This window comes from Bartonella chomelii, from assembly GCF_014138465.1.
Classification (GTDB): domain Bacteria; phylum Pseudomonadota; class Alphaproteobacteria; order Rhizobiales; family Rhizobiaceae; genus Bartonella; species Bartonella schoenbuchensis.
In genome coordinates this window covers 306,960-326,765 of the sequence record NZ_JACJIR010000002.1, presented here as the reverse complement: position 1 = coordinate 326,765, position 19,806 = coordinate 306,960, and the positions used below count along the sequence as shown (strand labels likewise).

The 19,806-nt window shown below is 36.9% G+C and carries 15 protein-coding genes; 7 read left to right on the top strand and 8 right to left on the bottom strand.

From position 1 onward, the window contains the following. Positions 1–71: 71 nt before the first annotated feature. On the bottom strand, positions 72–659 hold the full coding sequence (locus tag GGR10_RS03770; protein ID WP_182480090.1) for a transglycosylase SLT domain-containing protein: 588 nt from the start codon (positions 657–659) through the stop codon (positions 72–74). A gap of 111 nt (positions 660–770) precedes the next feature. Further along, entirely contained in the window at positions 771–1,937 is a 1,167-nt protein-coding gene (locus GGR10_RS03765; RefSeq protein ID WP_182479981.1) for a DNA recombination protein RmuC, read from the bottom strand. Between the two features lie 89 nt (positions 1,938–2,026). Here GGR10_RS03765 and def point away from each other — a divergent pair, with 89 nt between their 5' ends. The 3 genes from def to truA are packed head-to-tail and all read left to right on the top strand — an operon-like array spanning position 2,027 to position 4,231. Continuing rightward, positions 2,027–2,557, top strand: coding sequence for a peptide deformylase (gene def / locus GGR10_RS03760; protein ID WP_034989926.1), 531 nt, complete (start codon positions 2,027–2,029; stop codon positions 2,555–2,557). Continuing rightward, the gene (gene fmt / locus GGR10_RS03755) at positions 2,557–3,486 is read left to right on the top strand and encodes a methionyl-tRNA formyltransferase (protein WP_182479980.1); all 930 of its coding nucleotides are present in this window, start codon (positions 2,557–2,559) and stop codon (positions 3,484–3,486) included. Before def ends, fmt begins: the two co-directional genes overlap by 1 nt. Position 3,487: 1 nt before the next feature. After that, positions 3,488–4,231: a tRNA pseudouridine(38-40) synthase TruA gene (gene truA, locus GGR10_RS03750; protein WP_182479979.1), complete on the top strand. Its 744-nt coding sequence runs from the start codon at positions 3,488–3,490 to the stop codon at positions 4,229–4,231. A gap of 27 nt (positions 4,232–4,258) precedes the next feature. Here truA and GGR10_RS03745 read toward each other — a convergent pair whose 3' ends face one another. Beyond that, entirely contained in the window at positions 4,259–5,038 is a 780-nt protein-coding gene (locus tag GGR10_RS03745) for an LOG family protein (protein ID WP_422614138.1), read from the bottom strand. A gap of 199 nt (positions 5,039–5,237) precedes the next feature. Here GGR10_RS03745 and dapD point away from each other — a divergent pair, with 199 nt between their 5' ends. Further along, positions 5,238–6,086, top strand: coding sequence for a 2,3,4,5-tetrahydropyridine-2,6-dicarboxylate N-succinyltransferase (gene dapD, locus GGR10_RS03740; RefSeq protein WP_182479978.1), 849 nt, complete (start codon positions 5,238–5,240; stop codon positions 6,084–6,086). A gap of 80 nt (positions 6,087–6,166) precedes the next feature. Here dapD and lepA read toward each other — a convergent pair whose 3' ends face one another. The 5 genes from lepA to dnaK form a co-directional block, all read right to left on the bottom strand. Continuing rightward, on the bottom strand, positions 6,167–7,972 hold the full coding sequence (gene lepA, locus GGR10_RS03735; protein ID WP_182479977.1) for a translation elongation factor 4: 1,806 nt from the start codon (positions 7,970–7,972) through the stop codon (positions 6,167–6,169). Positions 7,973–8,235: 263 nt separating this feature from the next. Further along, on the bottom strand, positions 8,236–9,150 hold the full coding sequence (locus GGR10_RS03730) for a DMT family transporter (protein ID WP_010703224.1): 915 nt from the start codon (positions 9,148–9,150) through the stop codon (positions 8,236–8,238). A gap of 35 nt (positions 9,151–9,185) precedes the next feature. After that, complete coding sequence (gene argB / locus GGR10_RS03725) at positions 9,186–10,091, bottom strand: acetylglutamate kinase (protein ID WP_010703223.1); 906 nt, start codon at positions 10,089–10,091, stop codon at positions 9,186–9,188. 1,197 nt (positions 10,092–11,288) lie between these two features. Beyond that, positions 11,289–12,419, bottom strand: a complete 1,131-nt coding sequence (gene dnaJ / locus GGR10_RS03720) for a molecular chaperone DnaJ (RefSeq protein ID WP_010703222.1) — start codon at positions 12,417–12,419, stop codon at positions 11,289–11,291. Between the two features lie 160 nt (positions 12,420–12,579). Further along, positions 12,580–14,475, bottom strand: a complete 1,896-nt coding sequence (gene dnaK, locus GGR10_RS03715) for a molecular chaperone DnaK (RefSeq protein WP_010703221.1) — start codon at positions 14,473–14,475, stop codon at positions 12,580–12,582. A gap of 785 nt (positions 14,476–15,260) precedes the next feature. Between dnaK and GGR10_RS03710 the strand changes: the two genes are divergently transcribed. The 3 genes from GGR10_RS03710 (at position 15,261) to GGR10_RS03700 (ending at position 19,241) form a co-directional block, all read left to right on the top strand. Then, complete coding sequence (locus GGR10_RS03710) at positions 15,261–15,785, top strand: copper chaperone PCu(A)C (protein ID WP_182479976.1); 525 nt, start codon at positions 15,261–15,263, stop codon at positions 15,783–15,785. Positions 15,786–16,688: 903 nt separating this feature from the next. Then, positions 16,689–17,411: a response regulator transcription factor gene (locus GGR10_RS03705; RefSeq protein ID WP_010703219.1), complete on the top strand. Its 723-nt coding sequence runs from the start codon at positions 16,689–16,691 to the stop codon at positions 17,409–17,411. Between the two features lie 45 nt (positions 17,412–17,456). Further along, positions 17,457–19,241 (top strand): sensor histidine kinase, encoded by a 1,785-nt coding sequence (locus tag GGR10_RS03700; RefSeq protein ID WP_182479975.1) that lies wholly within the window; start codon positions 17,457–17,459, stop codon positions 19,239–19,241. Positions 19,242–19,806: the final 565 nt, after the last annotated feature.

Below are 19,806 nucleotides of genomic sequence, written 5' to 3'. Positions count from 1 at the left end.
TCATTCACAATAAACATGAATTTTCCCAAAATATTTAATAACTTTTTGATCCGGCTATTTGCATAATCTTTCTAGCGCCAACCACACGTTCTTAATTGCTGATTATAACGTCTTGCCATTTTATCCATACGTTGTGCAGCTTCTGTAATCGCTGGAGTAGAACGACCTCTATTGCGAGCATAAGCACCATGCCCCATATAATAATTTAAATAAAGACTATACGCATCATTGGGGTTAATACCATTGCGTTTAACACTTTGGCGATGATACCAAGCAACAAAATCTGCAGAATCAGCAAAATTAGTCCGTCGTGCAGAAGATCTTCCTGTAGAGCGGATATAGACTGCCCATGTATTATCAAGCGCTTGAGCATAACCGTAAGCTGTTGAACGACGCTTCCACGGAATAAAACCAAGAAGTTTTTTACGCTTAGGGCGCGCATTATAACGAAAACCCGATTCTGTATTAATCGTTGCAAGAATAATAGATGCAGGAATTCCATGACGCATTTCTGCATTTCTAGAAGCTTTTTTCCAATTATCAAAAAAGCCATTTTTTTGAGCTAAAATAGCACAAGCATTATTTGTATATGTGGGAGGCTTTGTTGCGCAACTGCCTAAAAAAAATACAAATGTCCCCAATAATAAAAGGCGCCGCATCACCCTGTATTCCCTTATAAAAAGCTAAAACGTGGTATAAATACTTCCAAATTCTTACCAAATTCATAAAAGATAAAATTATCCTCTATTTACTTGAGTAATCTTATTTTACTACTCATCACTCAAACGCAATGTTTGTGACTGAATATGCGCTGTTATTGGCTTTGACACAAAATCATTTTCTTTTAATTCGAAAGCTTCAATGCGGCTAGCACGTCTCATGATTTTAGAAGACGATGTTAAAATTGCCTCAATATCTTCGCCTGTTTTATAAAAATGTTTTTGTAAAGCACGAACACGCATATCCATCCGTCCAAAGTCTTCTATTAATTTTGCTACCTCTGATTGAACCAAATGCGCTTGTTCACGTATCTTTGCATCTTTCATAATAGTTTGTACAACTTGAACAGATAACATCAACAAAGATGGCGAGACAATAATCACATGCGCACGATTGGCTTTTTGTACTAATGGTTCAAAATCTTCATAGATTGTTGCAAAAATTGATTCTGATGGCACAAAGAGAAAAGCCGTATCATGTGTTTCTCCGGGAATTAAATATTTTTGCGCAATATCACGAATATGGACATCCATATCAGTGCGAAATTGGCGTTCAGCTCTTTTTCGTTCTTCAGAAGATGATGCTTTACGCATAGCATTCCAAGCTTCTAGAGGAAATTTAGCATCCACAACAAGGGCTGGTGCTTTATTAGGCATATGAATGAGACAATCTGGTTGTTTTCCATTTGAAAGAACCGCTTGAAAAACATAAGTATTAGCTGGCAAAGCGTCAGAAATAATAGCTTCCATCCGTCCTTGACCAAAGATGCCGCGTGTTTGCTTGTTGTTTAAAATAGCCTGCAGTTGAATAATCTGCCCAGTAAGTGATTGAATATTATTTTGTGCTGCATCAATGACTGCTAAACGTTCTTGCAAACGAGTCAAATTTTCATAAGTAGATTTGGTCTGCACTTGGAGAGTTTGACCTAAATTAGTTGTCATCCCATTGAGCTGTTCGCGAATAGACTGATTTAATTCAGCCTGTCTTTGACCAAAAATTTCTGCCATTGTCTGCATGCGCCCTTGCATTTCCGCTTGGGTTTTTAACAATGCAGCCATCTGCATTTGCATTTCATGCGCATGTGTAGTCGCTTCAATAGTCTTTTTCCGGTTACTGCGTATAATCATCATAACCACAAAACCGGCTAGTAAAAATAAAACTATAAATCCATAAAAGCGCTCATTTGAGAGTATCAAAGAAAAAAACGAATCAAACATAACAGTAATATAGCGATTTTATTACGAAAAAGTGCGCGAATCTCTTATTCAATATTGACCAGTCATAAACCATTGATTAATTTATTTCTATGCTAATGAAATCTTTAGTTACTCTACCTGACCCGATTCTACGTGAAGTTTCAAAACCTGTCGAACATATCGATCTAGCCATTCAAAAGCTAGCCGACGATATGTTGGAAACCATGTATCACGCTCAAGGCATCGGTCTTGCTGCCATTCAAGTTGGTGTGCCATTACGTATGCTGGTTATAGATATTGCTGAAAACAATACCCCTAAAAATCCGCTTGTTGTGATCAATCCGGAAATTTTATGGCTATCAGATGAACGTAATATCTACAAAGAGGGTTGTCTTTCTATTCCTGAATATTATGCACAAGTTGAACGTCCTAAACGTCTTCGTGTTCGTTATAGTGATCGTGAAGGAAAGCAAACAGAAATTGAAGCAGATGATCTTTTGGCTACTTGTCTGCAACATGAAATCGACCATTTGAATGGCTGCCTTTTTATTGATCACATTTCAAAAATCAAGCGCGATATGGTAATTCGAAAATTAAAAAAACGCGCAAAAGAAAAAGACACACAGAAAGCAATTGTTTAATGGTATTACGATTAGGTTTTATGGGAACACCTGATTTTTCTGTGCCCATTTTACATGCTTTATTAGATGCTGGTCATGATATTGTAGCAGTCTACAGCCAACCTCCCCGTCCAGCGGGACGGCGTGGTCTTAAATTGGTTCCTTCCCCTGTCCAGAATGCAGCGCAAGCAAAATCTATCCCCGTTTTCACACCTCAAAGTCTCAAAACATCTGAAGAACAAGATCGGTTTGCAGCATTATCTATTGATGTTGCTGTTGTTGCAGCTTATGGATTACTTTTACCAAAAGCTATTCTTGAAACACCACGCTTTGGTTGTTTGAATGTTCATGCCTCATTATTACCGCGCTGGCGTGGTGCAGCCCCTATTCAACGTGCGATTATGGCTGGTGACCAAGAAACTGGAATCATGATTATGAAAATGGATGAAGGGCTAGATACAGGGCCTATCGCTTTATCCCGTTCAATCACTATCACCGATAATATGACAGCTCATGAACTTTCAAACAAGCTTTCACATATAGGAGCAAAGCTCATAGTAGAAGCTCTATCAACTCTTGAAAGAAACCAACTCAAACTTACCCCCCAACCATTGGAAGGGGTAACCTATGCTGCCAAAATTAAAAAAGAAGAAACCCGAATTGATTGGACGCAATCTGCACAATCCATCCACAAATGTATCTGCGCTCTCTCCCCTTTTCCTGGTTGCTGGTGCATTATGAACATTGGTGGAAAACAAGAACGGGTGAAAATTCTTGGAAGTCGCGTAGTAGAAGGTGTCTCACTTGAAATTGGTCGAATAGAAGAAAAAAATCTGATTATCCATTGCGGAAAAGGACAAATAGAAATAACTCACCTCCAACGATCTGGCGGTAAAATTCTTGATAGTCCAACATTTTTGCGGGGAACCAACATTTCTGCAGTTTTTTGATATGGTACGTTTTAAACTTACTCTTGAATATGATGGTTCAAATTATGCTGGTTGGCAACGTCAAGCAGGGCTGCGCACTATACAAGGTGCTATTGAACAAGCTATTTTTAACTTTAGCGGCGAAAAATTGACCATCGTTACAGCTGGTAGAACCGATGCTGGTGTTCATGCTATAGAACAAGTTGCGCATGTTGATTTTATGAAAAACTGGCATGCTAATACTGTACATAATGCACTTAATGCTCATTTGCAGCAACAAGGTGAAAATATTGCTGTTTTAAATGTACAAAATGTCCCAGATAGTTTTCATGCACGATTTTGCGCAACCAAACGCTATTATCTTTTTAAAATTCTCAATCGTCGTTCACCACCAGCTCTAAACGTTAAACGTGTGTGGTGGCTGCCAAAACATCTTAATGCGGATGCTATGCATGAAGCAGCTCAAAAGCTCGTGGGACAGCATGATTTTACTACTTTCCGCTCAGCCCACTGCCAGGCTAAAAGCCCTATTCGCACCCTTGAACGCTTAGATGTGTACAGAAAAGGAGAAGAAATTCTCCTTTATGCACAGGCTCGCTCTTTTCTTCACCATCAAATCCGTTCATTTACAGGAAGTCTTGTGAAAGTTGGTACTGGACAATGGACAGCTCAAGATCTTGAAGCAGCTCTTAATGCCAAGGATCGTGCACGCTGTGGCATGGTCGCACCTCCTTCAGGTCTTTATTTGATGAAAATTGATTATTAACTATTTTAAAAACGTCTTCTTAAGCTATCAACCCAACTTATAAAAAGAACGAATTACTTCAAAAGCTTGTTCTGCTGTATTGACGAACGTGAAAAGATCAACATCAGAAGGAGAAATCATGCCTTGAGTGGACAAATAATCAAAATTGATAACATTGTTCCAAAATTCCTTCCCAAATATTAAAATAGGAACCTTTTTCATACGACCTGTTTGCATTAAAGTTATTGCCTCAAACAGCTCATCCAAAGTGCCAAATCCCCCAGGAAAAATCGCCAATGCTTTCGCTCGTATTAAAAAATGCATTTTTCGTATTGTTAAATAATGAAAATTAAAACACAAATGCGGTGTCACATAAGTATTGGGCCATTGTTCATGAGGCAAAGAAACATTCAAACCAACCGTTGGTGCCCCAACATCATCAGCACCACGATTTCCTGCTTCCATTACCCCAGGCCCTCCCCCCGTTGCAATTACGAATTCGCGATATTTTGTGGTAGAAGAATAGTGCGAGCACAAACGCGCAAACTCTCTTGCCTCATCATAATAATGAGACATATTTTGCAAATTATTCTTTTGTTGTTGATTTTTTGCTGCCCATGCTTCTTGCCCAGGTTCAGGAATACGTGCCCCACCAAATAAAACAACAGTTGATTGAATGCCACATTCTTGAAAAACCATTTCTGATTTTAAAAACTCAAGACCAAGACGCTGTGAACGCAATTCAGGACGCATCATAAATTCCTGATCCATATAAGCTATACGGTAAGTAAGTGAACGCATCTGTGGTGTGTCAGATATTGTATCCATTTGTCGCCCAACTTCTTTTGCACAGGAAGATAGCGTATTATTTTTTTCTTCTTTTTTTACCATTCTTTTATAGCCTTTTTTTATATACCTGTACCTGTTACACTCTTTTAAAACCCTTTTATTGACTACACACATTTCTTCACGTAGGCCATAAACAATAAATCTTTATGCTTTCAACTTGCTTAATGGAACTTTGGCAATGACCAATCTTACACAACTTGAAACGATTATTGAAAAAGCATTTAACAATATCGATTCTATTAATACTTCTACAAAAGGTGAAATTCGTGATAGCGTTGAACATGCATTAAATCTTCTAGACAAAGGTGAAGTCCGCGTAGCAAAACGCCAAGAAGATGGTCAATGGCATATTCATCAATGGTTAAAAAAAGCTATTCTTCTATCGTTTAAACTCAATCCTATGCGCATCATTTCTGGTGAAACAAATGGATCGTGTTGGTGGGATAAAATACCTTCAAAATTTTCTGGATGGCAAGAAGATGATTTTAAACAAGCCAATTTCCGCTCAGTTCCCGGAGCAATTGTACGCCACTCTGCTTATATTGCGCCCAATGTCATCTTAATGCCATCTTTTGTTAACCTTGGTGCCTATATAGATGAAGGAACAATGATTGATACGTGGACTACTGTTGGTTCTTGTGCTCAAATTGGTAAGCATGTTCATCTTTCTGGTGGTGTCGGCATTGGAGGTGTTTTAGAACCACTGCAAGCAGGCCCAACAATTATTGAAGATCATTGTTTTATCGGTGCACGTTCTGAAATAGTTGAAGGTTGCATTATTCGTGAAGGCGCTGTTTTAGGTATGGGAGTTTTTATTGGAAAATCTACAAAAATTATCGACCGTACAACAGGCGAAATCTTTATAGGTGAAGTACCAGCCTATTCAGTTGTTGTTCCAGGTTCTCTTCCTGGAAAACCACTACCCAACGGTGAAATAGGTCCCAACCTTTATTGTGCTGTCATTGTCAAACGAGTCGATCAAAAAACACGGGAAAAAACATCCATTAATGACCTCCTACGCGACTAAAAGTACTGTTTAAAGATCTTTCTCGACAAACATTATATCAAACAAAATAATCAAAAAAGGCAAACACTTTCCTTTTTAAATTATTTATTCATTTTAAGTGCTTGAATAAAGGCTGACTGTGGAATTTCTACCTTCCCAAACTGACGCATGCGTTTTTTGCCTTCTTTTTGTTTTTCTAACAATTTGCGTTTACGGGTAATGTCACCACCATAACATTTAGCTGTCACATCTTTGCGTAAAGCACGAATTGTTTCACGTGCAATAATTTTACCACCAATTGCTGCTTGAATTGGAATCTGAAACATATGTTGAGGAATAAGATCTTTAAGCTTTTCGCACATAGAACGCCCACGTTTTTCTGCTATAGTGCGGTGTACAAGCATTGACAATGCGTCAATAGGTTCTCCATTGACTAAAATAGACATTTTAACCAAATCACCTTCAGAATAATCAATCATTTGGTAATCAAAAGAAGCATATCCCTTTGAAATTGACTTTAACCGATCATAAAAATCAAAAACTACCTCATTTAGAGGTAAATCATACGTTACTATGGCACGCGTCCCAACATATGATAAACCAACTTGTACCCCACGCCGTTCTTGGCAAAGTTCCAAAATCGCCCCAAGATAATTATCAGGTGTCATAATTGTTGCGCGAATCCATGGCTCTTCAATGGAAACAATTTTAACACTATCAGGCATATCAGATGGATTGTGCAATTCCTCAACAGAACCATTAGTCATATGCATGCGATAAACAACAGAAGGTGCTGTTGCAATTAAATCTAAATTAAATTCGCGCTCTAATCGTTCTTGAATAATTTCAAGATGAAGCAGCCCTAAAAAGCCACAACGAAAACCAAAACCCAAAGCAGCCGATGTTTCCATTTCAAAAGAAAAGCTCGCGTCATTTAAGCGCAATTTCCCCATAGCTGCACGTAAATCTTCAAAATGAGCTGCATCAATTGGAAAAAGGCCACAAAAGACAACCGGTTGAGCAGGTTTAAAACCAGGCAACATATCTTCACAAGGGCGGCGTTCCTCAGTAATAGTATCCCCAACACGCGTATCTGCAACTTCTTTAATAGAAGCAGTTATAAAACCGATCTCTCCTGGCCCTAATTCATCAACCTGTATCATTTTTGGAGTGAACACTCCAACTCGTTCAACGGGATATTTTGCTCCCGTGCCCATCATACGAATGGTTTGACCTTTTTTTAACACACCATCAATTACCCGCACCAAAACAACAACACCAAGATAAACATCATACCAACTATCAACTAGCATTGCCTTTAGTGGTTTTGTAACATCGCCAACGTGGGGAGGAGGTAGGTGCATAACAATTGCTTCTAAAACATCCACAACACCTAAACCTGTTTTTGCCGATATTTCCAACGCTCCAGATGCATCGATACCGATCACATCTTCAATTTGCTCTTTAATTCGTTCAGGCTCTGCAGCTGGAAGATCCACCTTATTGAGCACAACAACCAATTCGTGATTATTATCAATGGCCTGATAAACATTTGCTAATGTTTGTGCTTCCACCCCCTGACTTGCATCCACTACTAATAATGAACCCTCACAAGCCGCCAATGAACGCGATACTTCATAAGCAAAATCAACATGCCCAGGTGTATCGATAAGATTTAAGATATATGTATCACCATTCTTCGCTTTATAGTGCAAACGCACTGTTTGCGCTTTAATAGTAATCCCACGTTCGCGCTCAATATCCATAGAATCGAGCACTTGATCTTTCATCTCTCGTGTCTCAAGACCACCTGTCATTTGAATCAAGCGGTCAGCCAAAGTTGACTTTCCGTGATCGATGTGTGCCACAATGGAAAAATTACGGATATAATTGCGATCTATTGTCATACAAGGCGATTTAGCAAAGAATAGAACAAAACGCAAAGACCAATTATATACTCTTGAAAACCTTTAAAAGAATAGAGGTGAAGATCGTTCGTAAAACCCCATTAACTTGAACAAAGATTAAATTTTTATTTGCTTCAATCATAATGACAATCACTCAATATGAAATTCTTTATTTTGGTTTTTATCAACTATAGACTCTAAACATTTTCAATAACCTAGCTCTCTCAAGCAAAATCGTCATAAAAATTGTTAAGAAGAAAAAGTTAATTGATTTTTTTATTCACTACGCCTTTTTTACGCCATTGCGCAGGCTGTAACTCAGCTATCACAATCCCAATTAGAATAAATAAACCACCCAATAAAGCTGAAGCAGACAAACGCTCACCAGCCAAACGCCCAACAATACCAGCCCAAACAGGTTCACCTGCATAAATGAGTGTTGCGCGGGTAGGTGAAACAGATTTTTGTGCCCAATTCATAGTCAATTGGATTACTGCACTCATCAAAGCCAAACTTAAACCTACATTTAGCCAAACCCATGAAAATTCAGGAATATTTTCTCCCATTAAAGGCATACAGAGAAATGAAAAAACACCACCAAAAAATAATTGTATAACCGTTATACGCCGACTATCAACCTTATTTGCAAAAAGCCCAATGAGAATAATTTCCCCAGCAATCGCCAAAGCTCCTAGCAAAGTAAGAATTTCACCTTTTGAAAAATTAATACCTTTAAATCCTTGTCCCGAAACCAACACAAGCCCGACGAAAGCAAAAATAATACCAATCCAACTGGCAAAATGAGGTGGCTTTTTAAACAAAATCCATTGCAATATTGGAACCATCGGCACATAAAGTGCAGTGATAAATGCTGACTGACTACTGATAATAGTTTGAAGTCCTGCTGTTTGCAAAGTATAACCAAAAAACATTCCCAAACCGATGCTCATACCAGCAAAAATTTCATAAAAGGTTACGCCTTTCATAGAGCGACAAAAAATCATTCCAGATATGAGCGCCGCAACAATGAAACGAAACCCTACAAAAAAAAGTGGCCCACTATATTGTACTGCAATATGAATAATTAAAAATGTAATACCCCAAAGTATTGTCGCAGCAAATAATGCTAATTCTTGTTTACTGAATAAAAAACGCCTCAATTGTTGCATCTCAGCCATGAAAGGTTCCATCCCTAAATTGATTCCGATACATTTTATGAAACGATAAGCGTCCCAACCCCATGTTCGGTAAATAATTCAAGCAAAACAGAATGAGGTGTTTTACCATTTAAAATAACTACACCTTCCACGCCATTTTGAATAGCCTCAATACAAGTTTCTACTTTTGGAATCATACCATCTGAAATTGTTCCATCTTTGATAAGGTGCTTAGCCTCAGAAATTGTCAATTCTTTTAAAATTTTACCCTTTTTATCCAACACACCAGGAACATCAGTTAGAAATAAAAGGCGTTTAGCTTTTAAAGCGCCAGCAATTGCTCCAGCAAAAATATCAGCATTAATATTATAGGTTTTGCCGTCGCGGCCCGGAGCAACCGGAGCAAGTACCGGAATCATTTCAGAACGTGCTAACAGATCCAGCAATGTTCGGTCAATTTCAACAGGTTCACCAACAAATCCTAAATCTAAAACACGTTCAATGTGTGACTCAGGGTCAATTATAGTCTTATAAGCTTTTTCAGCAAAAACCATATTGCCATCTTTACCACAAAGACCAATTGCCCACTCTCCTTCAGCATTAATAAGAGCTACAATTTCCTTATTGATGGAGCCTGCTAACACCATCTCAACTACTTCAACGATTTTTTCATCAGTTACGCGTAAACCATTTTCAAATCGCGATTCGATACCCATTTTCTTTAAAATTTCAGCGATCTGAGGGCCACCCCCGTGAACTACAACAGGATTAATGCCTGATTGTTTCAAAAGAGCAATATCACGTGCAAATGCCTGCCCCAAAGCAGGATCACCCATAGCATGTCCGCCATATTTTACAACAACCGTTTTATTTTCATATTTTTGCATGTAAGGCAAAGCAGATGATAAAAACGCTGCCTGTTTTTCGAAAATATCTGCAGCAGTATTTGCAATATCACCCATTAAAAGAGTCTCCTCATCATTTTTTGCCCTCTTTTATAAAATTTAGGGAAAATGAAAACAGATTTGAAATACATTTTTTATTCAACTCCTTAAAAATCATCTGATTTTTCCAAAATTGCGTTTAAAACAAACAAAACTAGATAAATGCACCTTAAGCAATTATTGACACTGGAGTGTTTAAAAAAGAGGAACAAAAAATATCACCACTTTAAATCTTACTTTATCAAAAGTGCTCAGATAATATAGAAAACCCTTTGGGAAATGCTATATAATTACTGATTAAACTACACAATAACGCTTTAACAAAATAGGTTGTAAAAAATCAATGGTTTTATGGAGAAAACATATTTTTCTACAATGCAATTAATTGCCATACCTTTAGTAAATGGAACAACTTGGTAAGTGTAATAATCTCTAATACATAAATGTATTATCATCACTAATTAAACATTGTTTAATGGAATCCAAGCCTTAGCAATTTCTACGTAAAAGTTAAACATTCATAAAAGCGATTGTATTTTAATCTCTATATCCATCTTTTAAGGGTTTTACTTTTATCATAATCTGTACCATATTGGCCCAATCCACTCTATCCTTTTTGAAGAATTAACTATCAAATTATGATGCAACTTAATAAGTTTCCAATAAATTAATTATCATCATTGTGTAATATTGAAACTTATTCGTTATTTTCTCTCACAATCCATAGCTTTACAAACTACTGAAATTTAAATTACTCAACTATCATTGCTGTAAAACTAAAGCTGTAAAACAAAAATTTTCTTTCAAACACAAAAATCAAATGTGATTTGAGTTTTTCTATTATATTTTACAAAACATATGACAAAAAACGTTGAATATATTGAAATTTGTGCAATCAATTTACAACCTCTTCATACTGTAAAAACTAAAAAAACTGAAGAACAAATGCATGAAATCTATAGTTAATGATTACTCACTCTGATTGCGTCCAATGAAAAGTATTTTATACATAAATCTTAAGAAACTATGCTTATCGTCCTTAACCTCAGGCAGAAGATTGAGCATTCTTATATTTTCTAAAACTATCCTTTATAGGTATTTTAGAGATTATACTTAAAGAAAAACCTGTTAGGCTACCTGATTTAAGAATATGTATGACAGATTTATTGCAAAAACATTCGTGTGTATTTTTTGTCGTTCTTTGCTTGGTCTATTTTATGAATTTTGACCAGCAATATTTTCAAAAAACTCTTTCATACGTGAAAAAAAACCGTGTGATTGCGGTGAATTTTCATGGTTGGAAAGTTTATCAAATTCTTGCAATAATTCACGTTGTTTTTGCGTCAATTTTTGCGGTGTTTCAATAGTGATATGTATATAAAGATCACCCCTTGTTTGTTGGCGTAACATAGGCATTCCTTTACCTTTAAGGCGGAATTGATGCCCATTTTGTGTACCTTCTGGAACCTTCACTCGGGCTTTGACACCATTAAGATCAGAAACCTCAAACTCTCCCCCTAACGCAGCTGTAATCATTGAAATAGGCACACGGCAATGAAGATCTGCTCCATCTCGCTGAAAAAATTCATGCGGTTTAATGGAAAGAAAAATATAAAGATCACCCGCAGGACCTCCACGAGTTCCAGCATCACCTTCGCCAGAAAGACGAACACGAGTACCATCTTCAATACCCGCTGGAATATTGACCCGCAACGAACGGTTTGCTTCCACTCGTCTTGTACCATGGCATTTTGAACATGGATCTGTAATAATTTCACCACGGCCATGACAAAGTGGACATGTTCGTTCAATAGAAAAAAAGCCTTGCGAAGCACGCACACGCCCAGCCCCATAACAAGTGCCACAAGTTTGTGGCTTGGAGCCTTTTTTTGCACCCGATCCCTCGCAAACATCACACACAATGGAACTGGGAATATTAATTTGCGCCGTTTTACCTGCAAATGCTTCTTCTAATGTCACCTCCATATTATAACTTAGGTCTGCACCACGTTCACGGCCATCACTCCGTTTACGATGTCCACCGCCCATGATTTCACCAAAGAAATCTTCAAAAATATCAGCAAATCCACCACCAAACGGACCAGCCCCTTCACGACCACCATTTTCAAAAGCGGCATGACCAAATCGATCATAAGCAGCCCGCTTTTGAGGATCTTTCAGAACTTCATAGGCTTCACCAATTTCTTTGAATTTTTGCTCTGCTTCTTTATCCCCTGGATTACGATCAGGATGATATTGCATTGCCAGCTTACGAAAAGCAGATTTCAGCTTTTTATCATCACATCCACGCGTTACGCCGAGAATTTCGTAATAATCAACTTTCATCATGTATTCCTGATAAATTTTCCGTCATCCATCTCAAGATAATATTTGTTTTAATCTACATTCTTTAAGCAACAAAGTTATAAACTTGCTCCTAAATAACAAAACCCAGCCTTATATTTCACAGGCCGGGTTTATTAACTTATAAATACATTTGCTTCAACTATTTCTTTTGATCATTAACTTCTTCAAAATCAGCGTCCACAACATCATCATTTTTTGCATCTGTTTCAGCATCAGTCTTTTCTTCTGTTGCTGAAGCCTCATACATAGCTTGTCCAAGCTTCATGCTAACTTCTGCTAACTTTTGCATCTTCACTGTTACTTCTTCAGTATCAGTACCCTCAAGTGCAGTCTTTAAATCAGCCATTGCTGTCTCAATCTGACCTTTATCTTCAGGCGACACTTTATCACCATATTCAGCTAAAGATTTTTCAGTTGAATGGACAAGAGCTTCTGCCTGATTTCTCGTTTCAACACTTTCACGACGCTTTTTATCTTCAGCAGCATGCGCTTCTGCATCTTTGACCATATTTTCAATGTCAGCATCACTCAGACCACCCGATGCTTGAATGCGAATCTGATGTTCCTTACCAGTACCTTTATCCTTGGCAGAAACATTCACAATACCATTTGCATCAATATCAAAAGTGACCTCAATCTGGGGAACACCACGTGGTGCCGGTGGAATACCAACAAGGTCAAACTGAGCTAATAATTTGTTATCACTAGCCATCTCGCGTTCACCTTGGAAAACACGAATAGTAACAGCATTCTGATTGTCATCAGCTGTTGAAAAAGTTTGCGACTTTTTAGTCGGAATAGTGGTATTGCGTTCAATTAGACGCGTAAATACCCCACCTAATGTTTCAATACCCAAAGATAAAGGTGTAACATCTAAAAGCAATACATCTTTTACATCACCTTGTAATACACCCCCTTGAATAGCAGCACCCATAGCCACAACTTCATCGGGATTAACACCTTTATGTGGATCTTTACCAAAGAAGCTTTGTACGACTTCCTGAATTTTAGGCATACGGGTCATACCACCCACCAAAACGACTTCATCAATTTCACCAGCGCTTAAACCTGCATCTTTTAATGCAGCTTTACAAGGCTCAATAGTGCGCTGAATCAAATCTTCTACTAACGACTCAAATTTCGCTCTGGTTAATTTCATCGTTAAGTGTTTAGGACCAGATTGATCAGCTGTAATAAATGGTAAATTAACTTCAGTCTGCTGTGAAGAAGATAGCTCGATCTTTGCTTTCTCTGCTGCTTCTTTCAAGCGCTGTAAAGCCAGTTTATCATTTTTCAGATCAATTCCATGTTCTTTCTTGAATTCATCCGAAAAATAGCTAACCAAGCGCATATCGAAGTCTTCACCACCTAAGAATGTATCTCCATTGGTTGACTTAACTTCAAAAACACCATCTCCAATTTCAAGAACAGAAATATCAAATGTACCACCCCCAAGGTCATAAACTGCAATAGTTTTACCGTCCTTCTTATCTAAACCATAAGCTAAAGCAGCAGCTGTGGGTTCATTAATGATTCGCAAAACTTCAAGCCCAGCAATTTTACCAGCATCTTTAGTCGCTTGACGTTGCGCATCATTAAAATAGGCAGGAACAGTAATAACCGCCTGCTCAACCTTTTCACCTAAATAAGATTCTGCAGTCTCTTTCATTTTTTGCAAAATCATTGCAGAAATCTGCGATGGAGAATATTTCTTTCCTGCTTCCTCAACCCATGCATCACCATTGTCACCTTTAACAATTTTATAAGGCACAAGCACTTTATCTTTTTCAACCATAGGATCATCAAAGCGGCGTCCAATTAGACGTTTAACCGCAAAAACCGTTCCTTCAGGGTTGGTAACCGCTTGCCGTTTAGCAGGTTGCCCAACAAGCCGCTCACCATTATCGGTAAAGGCAACAACAGAAGGTGTGGTCCGTGCCCCTTCTGAATTTTCAATGACCTTCGCATTTTTGCCATCCATGACAGCAACACAGGAGTTGGTCGTCCCCAAATCAATACCAATTACTTTTGCCATATTTTAATCTCCATTCAGCAAGCTGCCTAAACCTTTATCAAGCATCTTTCTAAGACAGCTCCTTATCACATTTAAAGCCTGCTTTTGATTTCAACACTATAAACGATAACTTGAAAATCATAACAAGTCTTGTTAGCTGGTATATAAGAACAGCTTTTTACCCCTACAAGAGAATAACGAGAGAAACATTTCTAAAATAAAAATTTTCTTTAAAATAAGCATTCGTACTTTTAATATCTTCGCTAAAATATATTTCTACAACTAAGACAAGTACAATAGCATATCTCTCACAAAGCTGTAAATTACGCCCATAAAACTTGAAGGAATAAGAATGATTATTCCACTTTTCCTTAACCTTTATTTCTCATAGTGACTAAAAATATTCAAGGAAAAGTTTGTAAAAATATCCTTCGTGCACAATAAGTTTACTCAAATATTTCCAATCGTACTAAATAAACTTTATATTGGTTGCAATAGATCAGACTTAATTGCTACACATAAGTATTTCTGCATCACTTATAAAATTAAACTCAATCTTTAAATGAAGTGAAACTCTTAATTCTTATATACTCCCTAACATATTTTCTCTCTAAGCATTTTGAACTTTTCTCATTTCTTTAACCAATATACGCATGTACCCTTTTTCTTAATCATTCACACCAACATAATTTGTGCAATATTACCTTTTATTAATATGTGTAAAAATTGTACTTACAATTAATATGAGTTTAATAAACTAAAAATAAACCAATGGCGACATCTACCACCCCAAAATGGAGAGTTTTATGGACACACACACTACCTCTATACAATATGCATTTAAAACTATTATCACCTGCATCTTGTATACTCTTATTTCTGCCTTTATAGCTCTACCTGCAATTGCAAATGTTAACCAATACAAACTTGGCGAGTTAGAAATCATTTACCCTTGGACACGAGAAACGCCTAAAAGTGCAAAAGTTGGCAGCGGTTATCTCCATATTATTAATCACGGCAATACCCCCGATCGGTTAATTGCTATTTCAATGGACGGAGTACAAGAAACAGAAATTCATTCCATGGCAGCAGTTAACAATATTATGCAAATGAAAAAACTGTCCAATGGCATTGAAATTCCCGGCAATGGTGAAATCATATTGAAACCTGGTGGCAATCATATCATGTTTATAGGGCTTTCACAGCCATTTCAACAAGGCAATAAAATCAATGCAAAGTTAACATTTGAGAAAGCTGGAGCAATTAATGTTGACTTTTTCGTAGATGCTATAGGAGTAACATCATCTTCTAAGCCACATACCTCTCACTAAACTTTTACAAAAGTCATATGGATACGATAAGAGTAGGTTTTTTACGCTTTGCAATTTTTCTTAAACACCACTAATGGTCTATAATCTATCATAAAAATAGAGAGTTTCCCACCGCTCTTATTTATCATATTTGGCCAATGTCAGCAATATATAAGTATTGTTCAAAGTAATTTATCAAGCGGCTTTGACATTGGTTCATTGGTTTCAAAAACAAATGTATTTTAGCCTTTTTCTATAAAACTTTTTTTAGTTTTTTAAACCTTGTACAGCAATAGATTTGTAAATCTTACGATCAGATTGGTAAACATTAACAAAAAAAATACCATACGAATTATTAACGATTAAAACCACTCCTTCAAATGTTTCTTTAATCTTGAACTTCTCTGTTCAAAACAATTTCACAATTTTCAATCTAAAATCGATTTTTTCTGTACCAAACTGAAAATTAGCACAGCTTTAAGGTTGTTTTTTTTTGTTTATAATTGCCTATATTAATTGACTAATTTTAGAAAAATTTAAAATCCTCTTATAATTTTCTTTCGGACAATAACAGCGTATCTTTAATAGCGCACCTGTTCCCCCTATATCACCATACTGTAAAAATAGATTAGGTGCACTTTATAAACTCCAACCATTAAAAATGAACTCTTTCACTTCTTTGGCACAAATAATGGTAGATTTTGTAAAAAACGCCTCAATGAAAACCTACACTAAGCGAGGGAATCCTAACTAAGCAAAAACGCATTACAAAACTGCAAAGAAAAAATAGTCTTTACCATTAAGACGAAATGTATTTTACTTTGCTACAATTTGTACCATATTTGTTTTGCAAAAAAAATATGAACTCTCATATAAGAGCTATGGGCGATTCTCTGCCACAGCGATAGAAAGGTCTAAGAAGCTATGAAGGATACTCCAGCAATCACCCAGACGATTGTACTTGTTGATGATGATCGCAATATTTTGACATCCTTATCTTTTGCACTTGAAACAGAAGGCTATCGGGTTGAAAGCTACACAGATGGAGCATCTGCGCTTAAAGGCTTAACGTTACATCCCCCTCACTTAGCTATTTTTGATATTAAAATGCCACGAATGGATGGAATGGAACTTTTGCGTCGACTACGTCAAAAGTCTGATCTCCCAGTTATTTTTCTTACATCTAAAGATGATGAAATTGATGAACTTTTTGGGCTTAAAATGGGTGCTGACGATTTTATTACCAAACCCTTTTCTCAACGTCTTCTTATTGAGCGAGTAAAAGCTATTTTACGCCGTTCAAACGCTCGCAATCAAGCGCTTCTAACAGGAACATCACCTGCCTCTTCTCTTAAACGTGGAGATCTTGTTATGGATCAAGAACGCCACACCTGTACATGGAAAAATAGACCTGTTATATTAACAGTTACAGAATTTTTGATTCTGCAAACTTTAGCGCAACGACCAGGAGTTGTTAAAAGTCGTGATGCTTTAATGGATGCCGCCTATAATGATCAAGTTTACGTAGATGATCGTACCATTGATAGTCATATTAAACGTTTGCGTAAAAAATTTAAACAAGTGGATGATGATTTTGCAATGATTGAAACGCTTTATGGTGTAGGTTATCGTTTCCATGAGGTTTAAAGTTAAAGTTATTGTGTCACGACAGTTTGAACAACAATCAAATCAATGACAACAAATACTCAATCAAACACTGTATCAAATAAAACACCCAATAACGTTTCCCCTACACGATTTCCTATACTTACTCATTTGCATTTTCGGGGACAGCGTTTATTTAGACAATTGTTTTTTTCTAGTCTTACACGCCGCATTGTCATTTTAAATCTCGCTGCTCTTGGTATTTTGGTTACAAGTATTTTGTATCCTAAACAATTTCGTGATGGTTTGATTGAAGCAAAAATTGAAAGTTTGCGCACCCAAGGAAAAATCATTGCTGGGGCCATTGCTGCTTCTGCAACAGTAGATACTAATTCTATTTTAATTGATCCTCAAAAACTTTTGGAATTACAAGCTGGAGAAAGTGTTACACCAACACCCCAATCAACCGACACTTGGGATTTTCCTATTAATCCGGAGCAAATAGCTCCACTTTTACGCCGCCTTATCACACCAAAAACAACAAGAGCACGTATTTATGATCGAGATGCCACTTTGCTTCTTGATTCACGTGTTCTTTATTCCAGTGGAATAGTTTCTAGCTATGATCTTCCCGCTATTGAAACAAAACAAAGTCCCTGGAAACGCTTATATTCATGGTTTTCATATGCACTCTACGGTGGTGGCCTTGCTCTTGATAGAGAGCAAGCAAAAAATAATGGTGATATCTATCCAGAAGTTTATCAAGCATTAAATGGTTCTTCCGCTACTGCCCAACGACGTAACAAGCATGGACAACTGATTGTTTCGGTTGCTGTTCCTGTGCAACGCTATCGTGCAGTAGTTGGTGCTCTTCTTCTTTCAACCCTCAGTTCAGACATTGATAATATTGTGAAAGCTGAAAGGCTTGTTATTTTTAAAGTTTTTGCAGTTGTTGGTAGTGTACTTTTTGTACTTTCTTTATTTTTAGCCTATACAATTGCTAATCCATTGAGCAAATTATCTGCCTCTGCCAATCGTGTGCGTCATGGCAACAATAAGCGGGTAGAAATTCCTGACTTTTCAGAACGTGAAGATGAAATTGGCCATCTTTCAACTTCTATACGCGATATGACTAACGCCCTTTATACACGTATTGAAGCTATTGAACGCTTCGCTGCCGATGTGAGCCATGAATTAAAAAATCCTCTTACTTCACTGCGCAGCGCTGTTGAAACGCTACCATTGGCTAAAAATGAAGCAGCACAAAAACAACTGTTTGAAATTATCCAACATGATGTCCGCCGTCTTGACCGTTTAATTACCGATATTTCTGATGCCTCACGGCTTGATGCAGAACTTGCCCGTGAAACTGCGCAGATTGTTGATATGAGTCAGCTTTTGGAAAGTCTTATTCATGCCGTTCGTGAAGTATATCGTAATAAGCAAACTATTAATATCAGCCTTAATATTATGCCGCGCCCTTACAATAAACCCTATCTCGTTTTGGGACATGAATTACGTTTAGGTCAAGTCATTTCCAATCTCATTGAAAATGCACGTTCCTTCATTCCGCATAACAATGGCGAAATCCGTATTACAATGAAAAATAATGCTTCAACTCTTACCTTAACTGTTGAAGATAATGGCCCTGGCATTCGTTCAGAAAGTATTGATCACATTTTTGAACGTTTTTATACTGACAGACCAAATGAAGATACATTTGGACAAAATTCAGGACTTGGTTTATCTATTAGTCGGCAAATTATTGAAGCCCATAATGGAACACTCACAGCTGAAAATATTATTGACCCCTTACTTGAAAATGGCAAAATTGGTGCACGGTTTATCATTGTTCTTCCCTTTGCCAAATAGAACCTTCTACTCACAATACACCAAGGTGCAAGAAAAATAAAATATTGCTGTGCTAATTATCTCCAACTAAAGAATAAAATCTGCATTATTCTCTTTAATTTTGAATATGAGTATTTTTCCATTAATCAAATTATTGAATTTGTGAATTAATACATCCTTCTTTTAAAATTTTTTAGCTTTCATAAAATACAACTTATAGCCATTTGTTAAGCTATCAAATATTCTTTTTAGAAACATTACTCTTAGTACACTGTAATGTTTTGTATAATAATAAAAATTCTCGAAAACAGAAAAACTTACTTTTTAGTTAGATGCATTAGAGCGTAATCTTTTTGCCATTTTTTTGAGTCAATAAAGGTTATTAAATAATCAGAATTTTTAAGTCCCCTTTATTTTAAGCCGTATTCAGTACCACTAAAATGGACAGATATCTTATTTTTTCACAAATTGTATATCAAATTTGCTGTTCTAATATTCACGCAAAAGTTTCTTTTATTGGTGACAGTACCACCTTTTTCAGCACAAATAATCTTATGAATTCAATTAATAATATAGGGCTCGTTAT

What these genes read in the sequence shown, in the direction of transcription:
- GGR10_RS03770 (WP_182480090.1), bottom strand. Translation starts at nt 659, where the DNA reads ATGCGGCGCCTTTTATTATTGGGGACATTTGTATTTTTTTTAGGCAGT.
- GGR10_RS03765 (WP_182479981.1), bottom strand. Translation starts at nt 1,937, where the DNA reads ATGTTTGATTCGTTTTTTTCTTTGATACTCTCAAATGAGCGCTTTTAT.
- def (WP_034989926.1), top strand. Translation starts at nt 2,027, where the DNA reads ATGCTAATGAAATCTTTAGTTACTCTACCTGACCCGATTCTACGTGAA.
- fmt (WP_182479980.1), top strand. Translation starts at nt 2,557, where the DNA reads ATGGTATTACGATTAGGTTTTATGGGAACACCTGATTTTTCTGTGCCC.
- truA (WP_182479979.1), top strand. Translation starts at nt 3,488, where the DNA reads ATGGTACGTTTTAAACTTACTCTTGAATATGATGGTTCAAATTATGCT.
- GGR10_RS03745 (WP_422614138.1), bottom strand. Translation starts at nt 5,038, where the DNA reads ATGGATACAATATCTGACACACCACAGATGCGTTCACTTACTTACCGT.
- dapD (WP_182479978.1), top strand. Translation starts at nt 5,238, where the DNA reads ATGACCAATCTTACACAACTTGAAACGATTATTGAAAAAGCATTTAAC.
- lepA (WP_182479977.1), bottom strand. Translation starts at nt 7,972, where the DNA reads ATGACAATAGATCGCAATTATATCCGTAATTTTTCCATTGTGGCACAC.
- GGR10_RS03730 (WP_010703224.1), bottom strand. Translation starts at nt 9,150, where the DNA reads ATGGCTGAGATGCAACAATTGAGGCGTTTTTTATTCAGTAAACAAGAA.
- argB (WP_010703223.1), bottom strand. Translation starts at nt 10,091, where the DNA reads ATGGGTGATATTGCAAATACTGCTGCAGATATTTTCGAAAAACAGGCA.
- dnaJ (WP_010703222.1), bottom strand. Translation starts at nt 12,419, where the DNA reads ATGAAAGTTGATTATTACGAAATTCTCGGCGTAACGCGTGGATGTGAT.
- dnaK (WP_010703221.1), bottom strand. Translation starts at nt 14,475, where the DNA reads ATGGCAAAAGTAATTGGTATTGATTTGGGGACGACCAACTCCTGTGTT.
- GGR10_RS03710 (WP_182479976.1), top strand. Translation starts at nt 15,261, where the DNA reads ATGGACACACACACTACCTCTATACAATATGCATTTAAAACTATTATC.
- GGR10_RS03705 (WP_010703219.1), top strand. Translation starts at nt 16,689, where the DNA reads ATGAAGGATACTCCAGCAATCACCCAGACGATTGTACTTGTTGATGAT.
- GGR10_RS03700 (WP_182479975.1), top strand. Translation starts at nt 17,457, where the DNA reads ATGACAACAAATACTCAATCAAACACTGTATCAAATAAAACACCCAAT.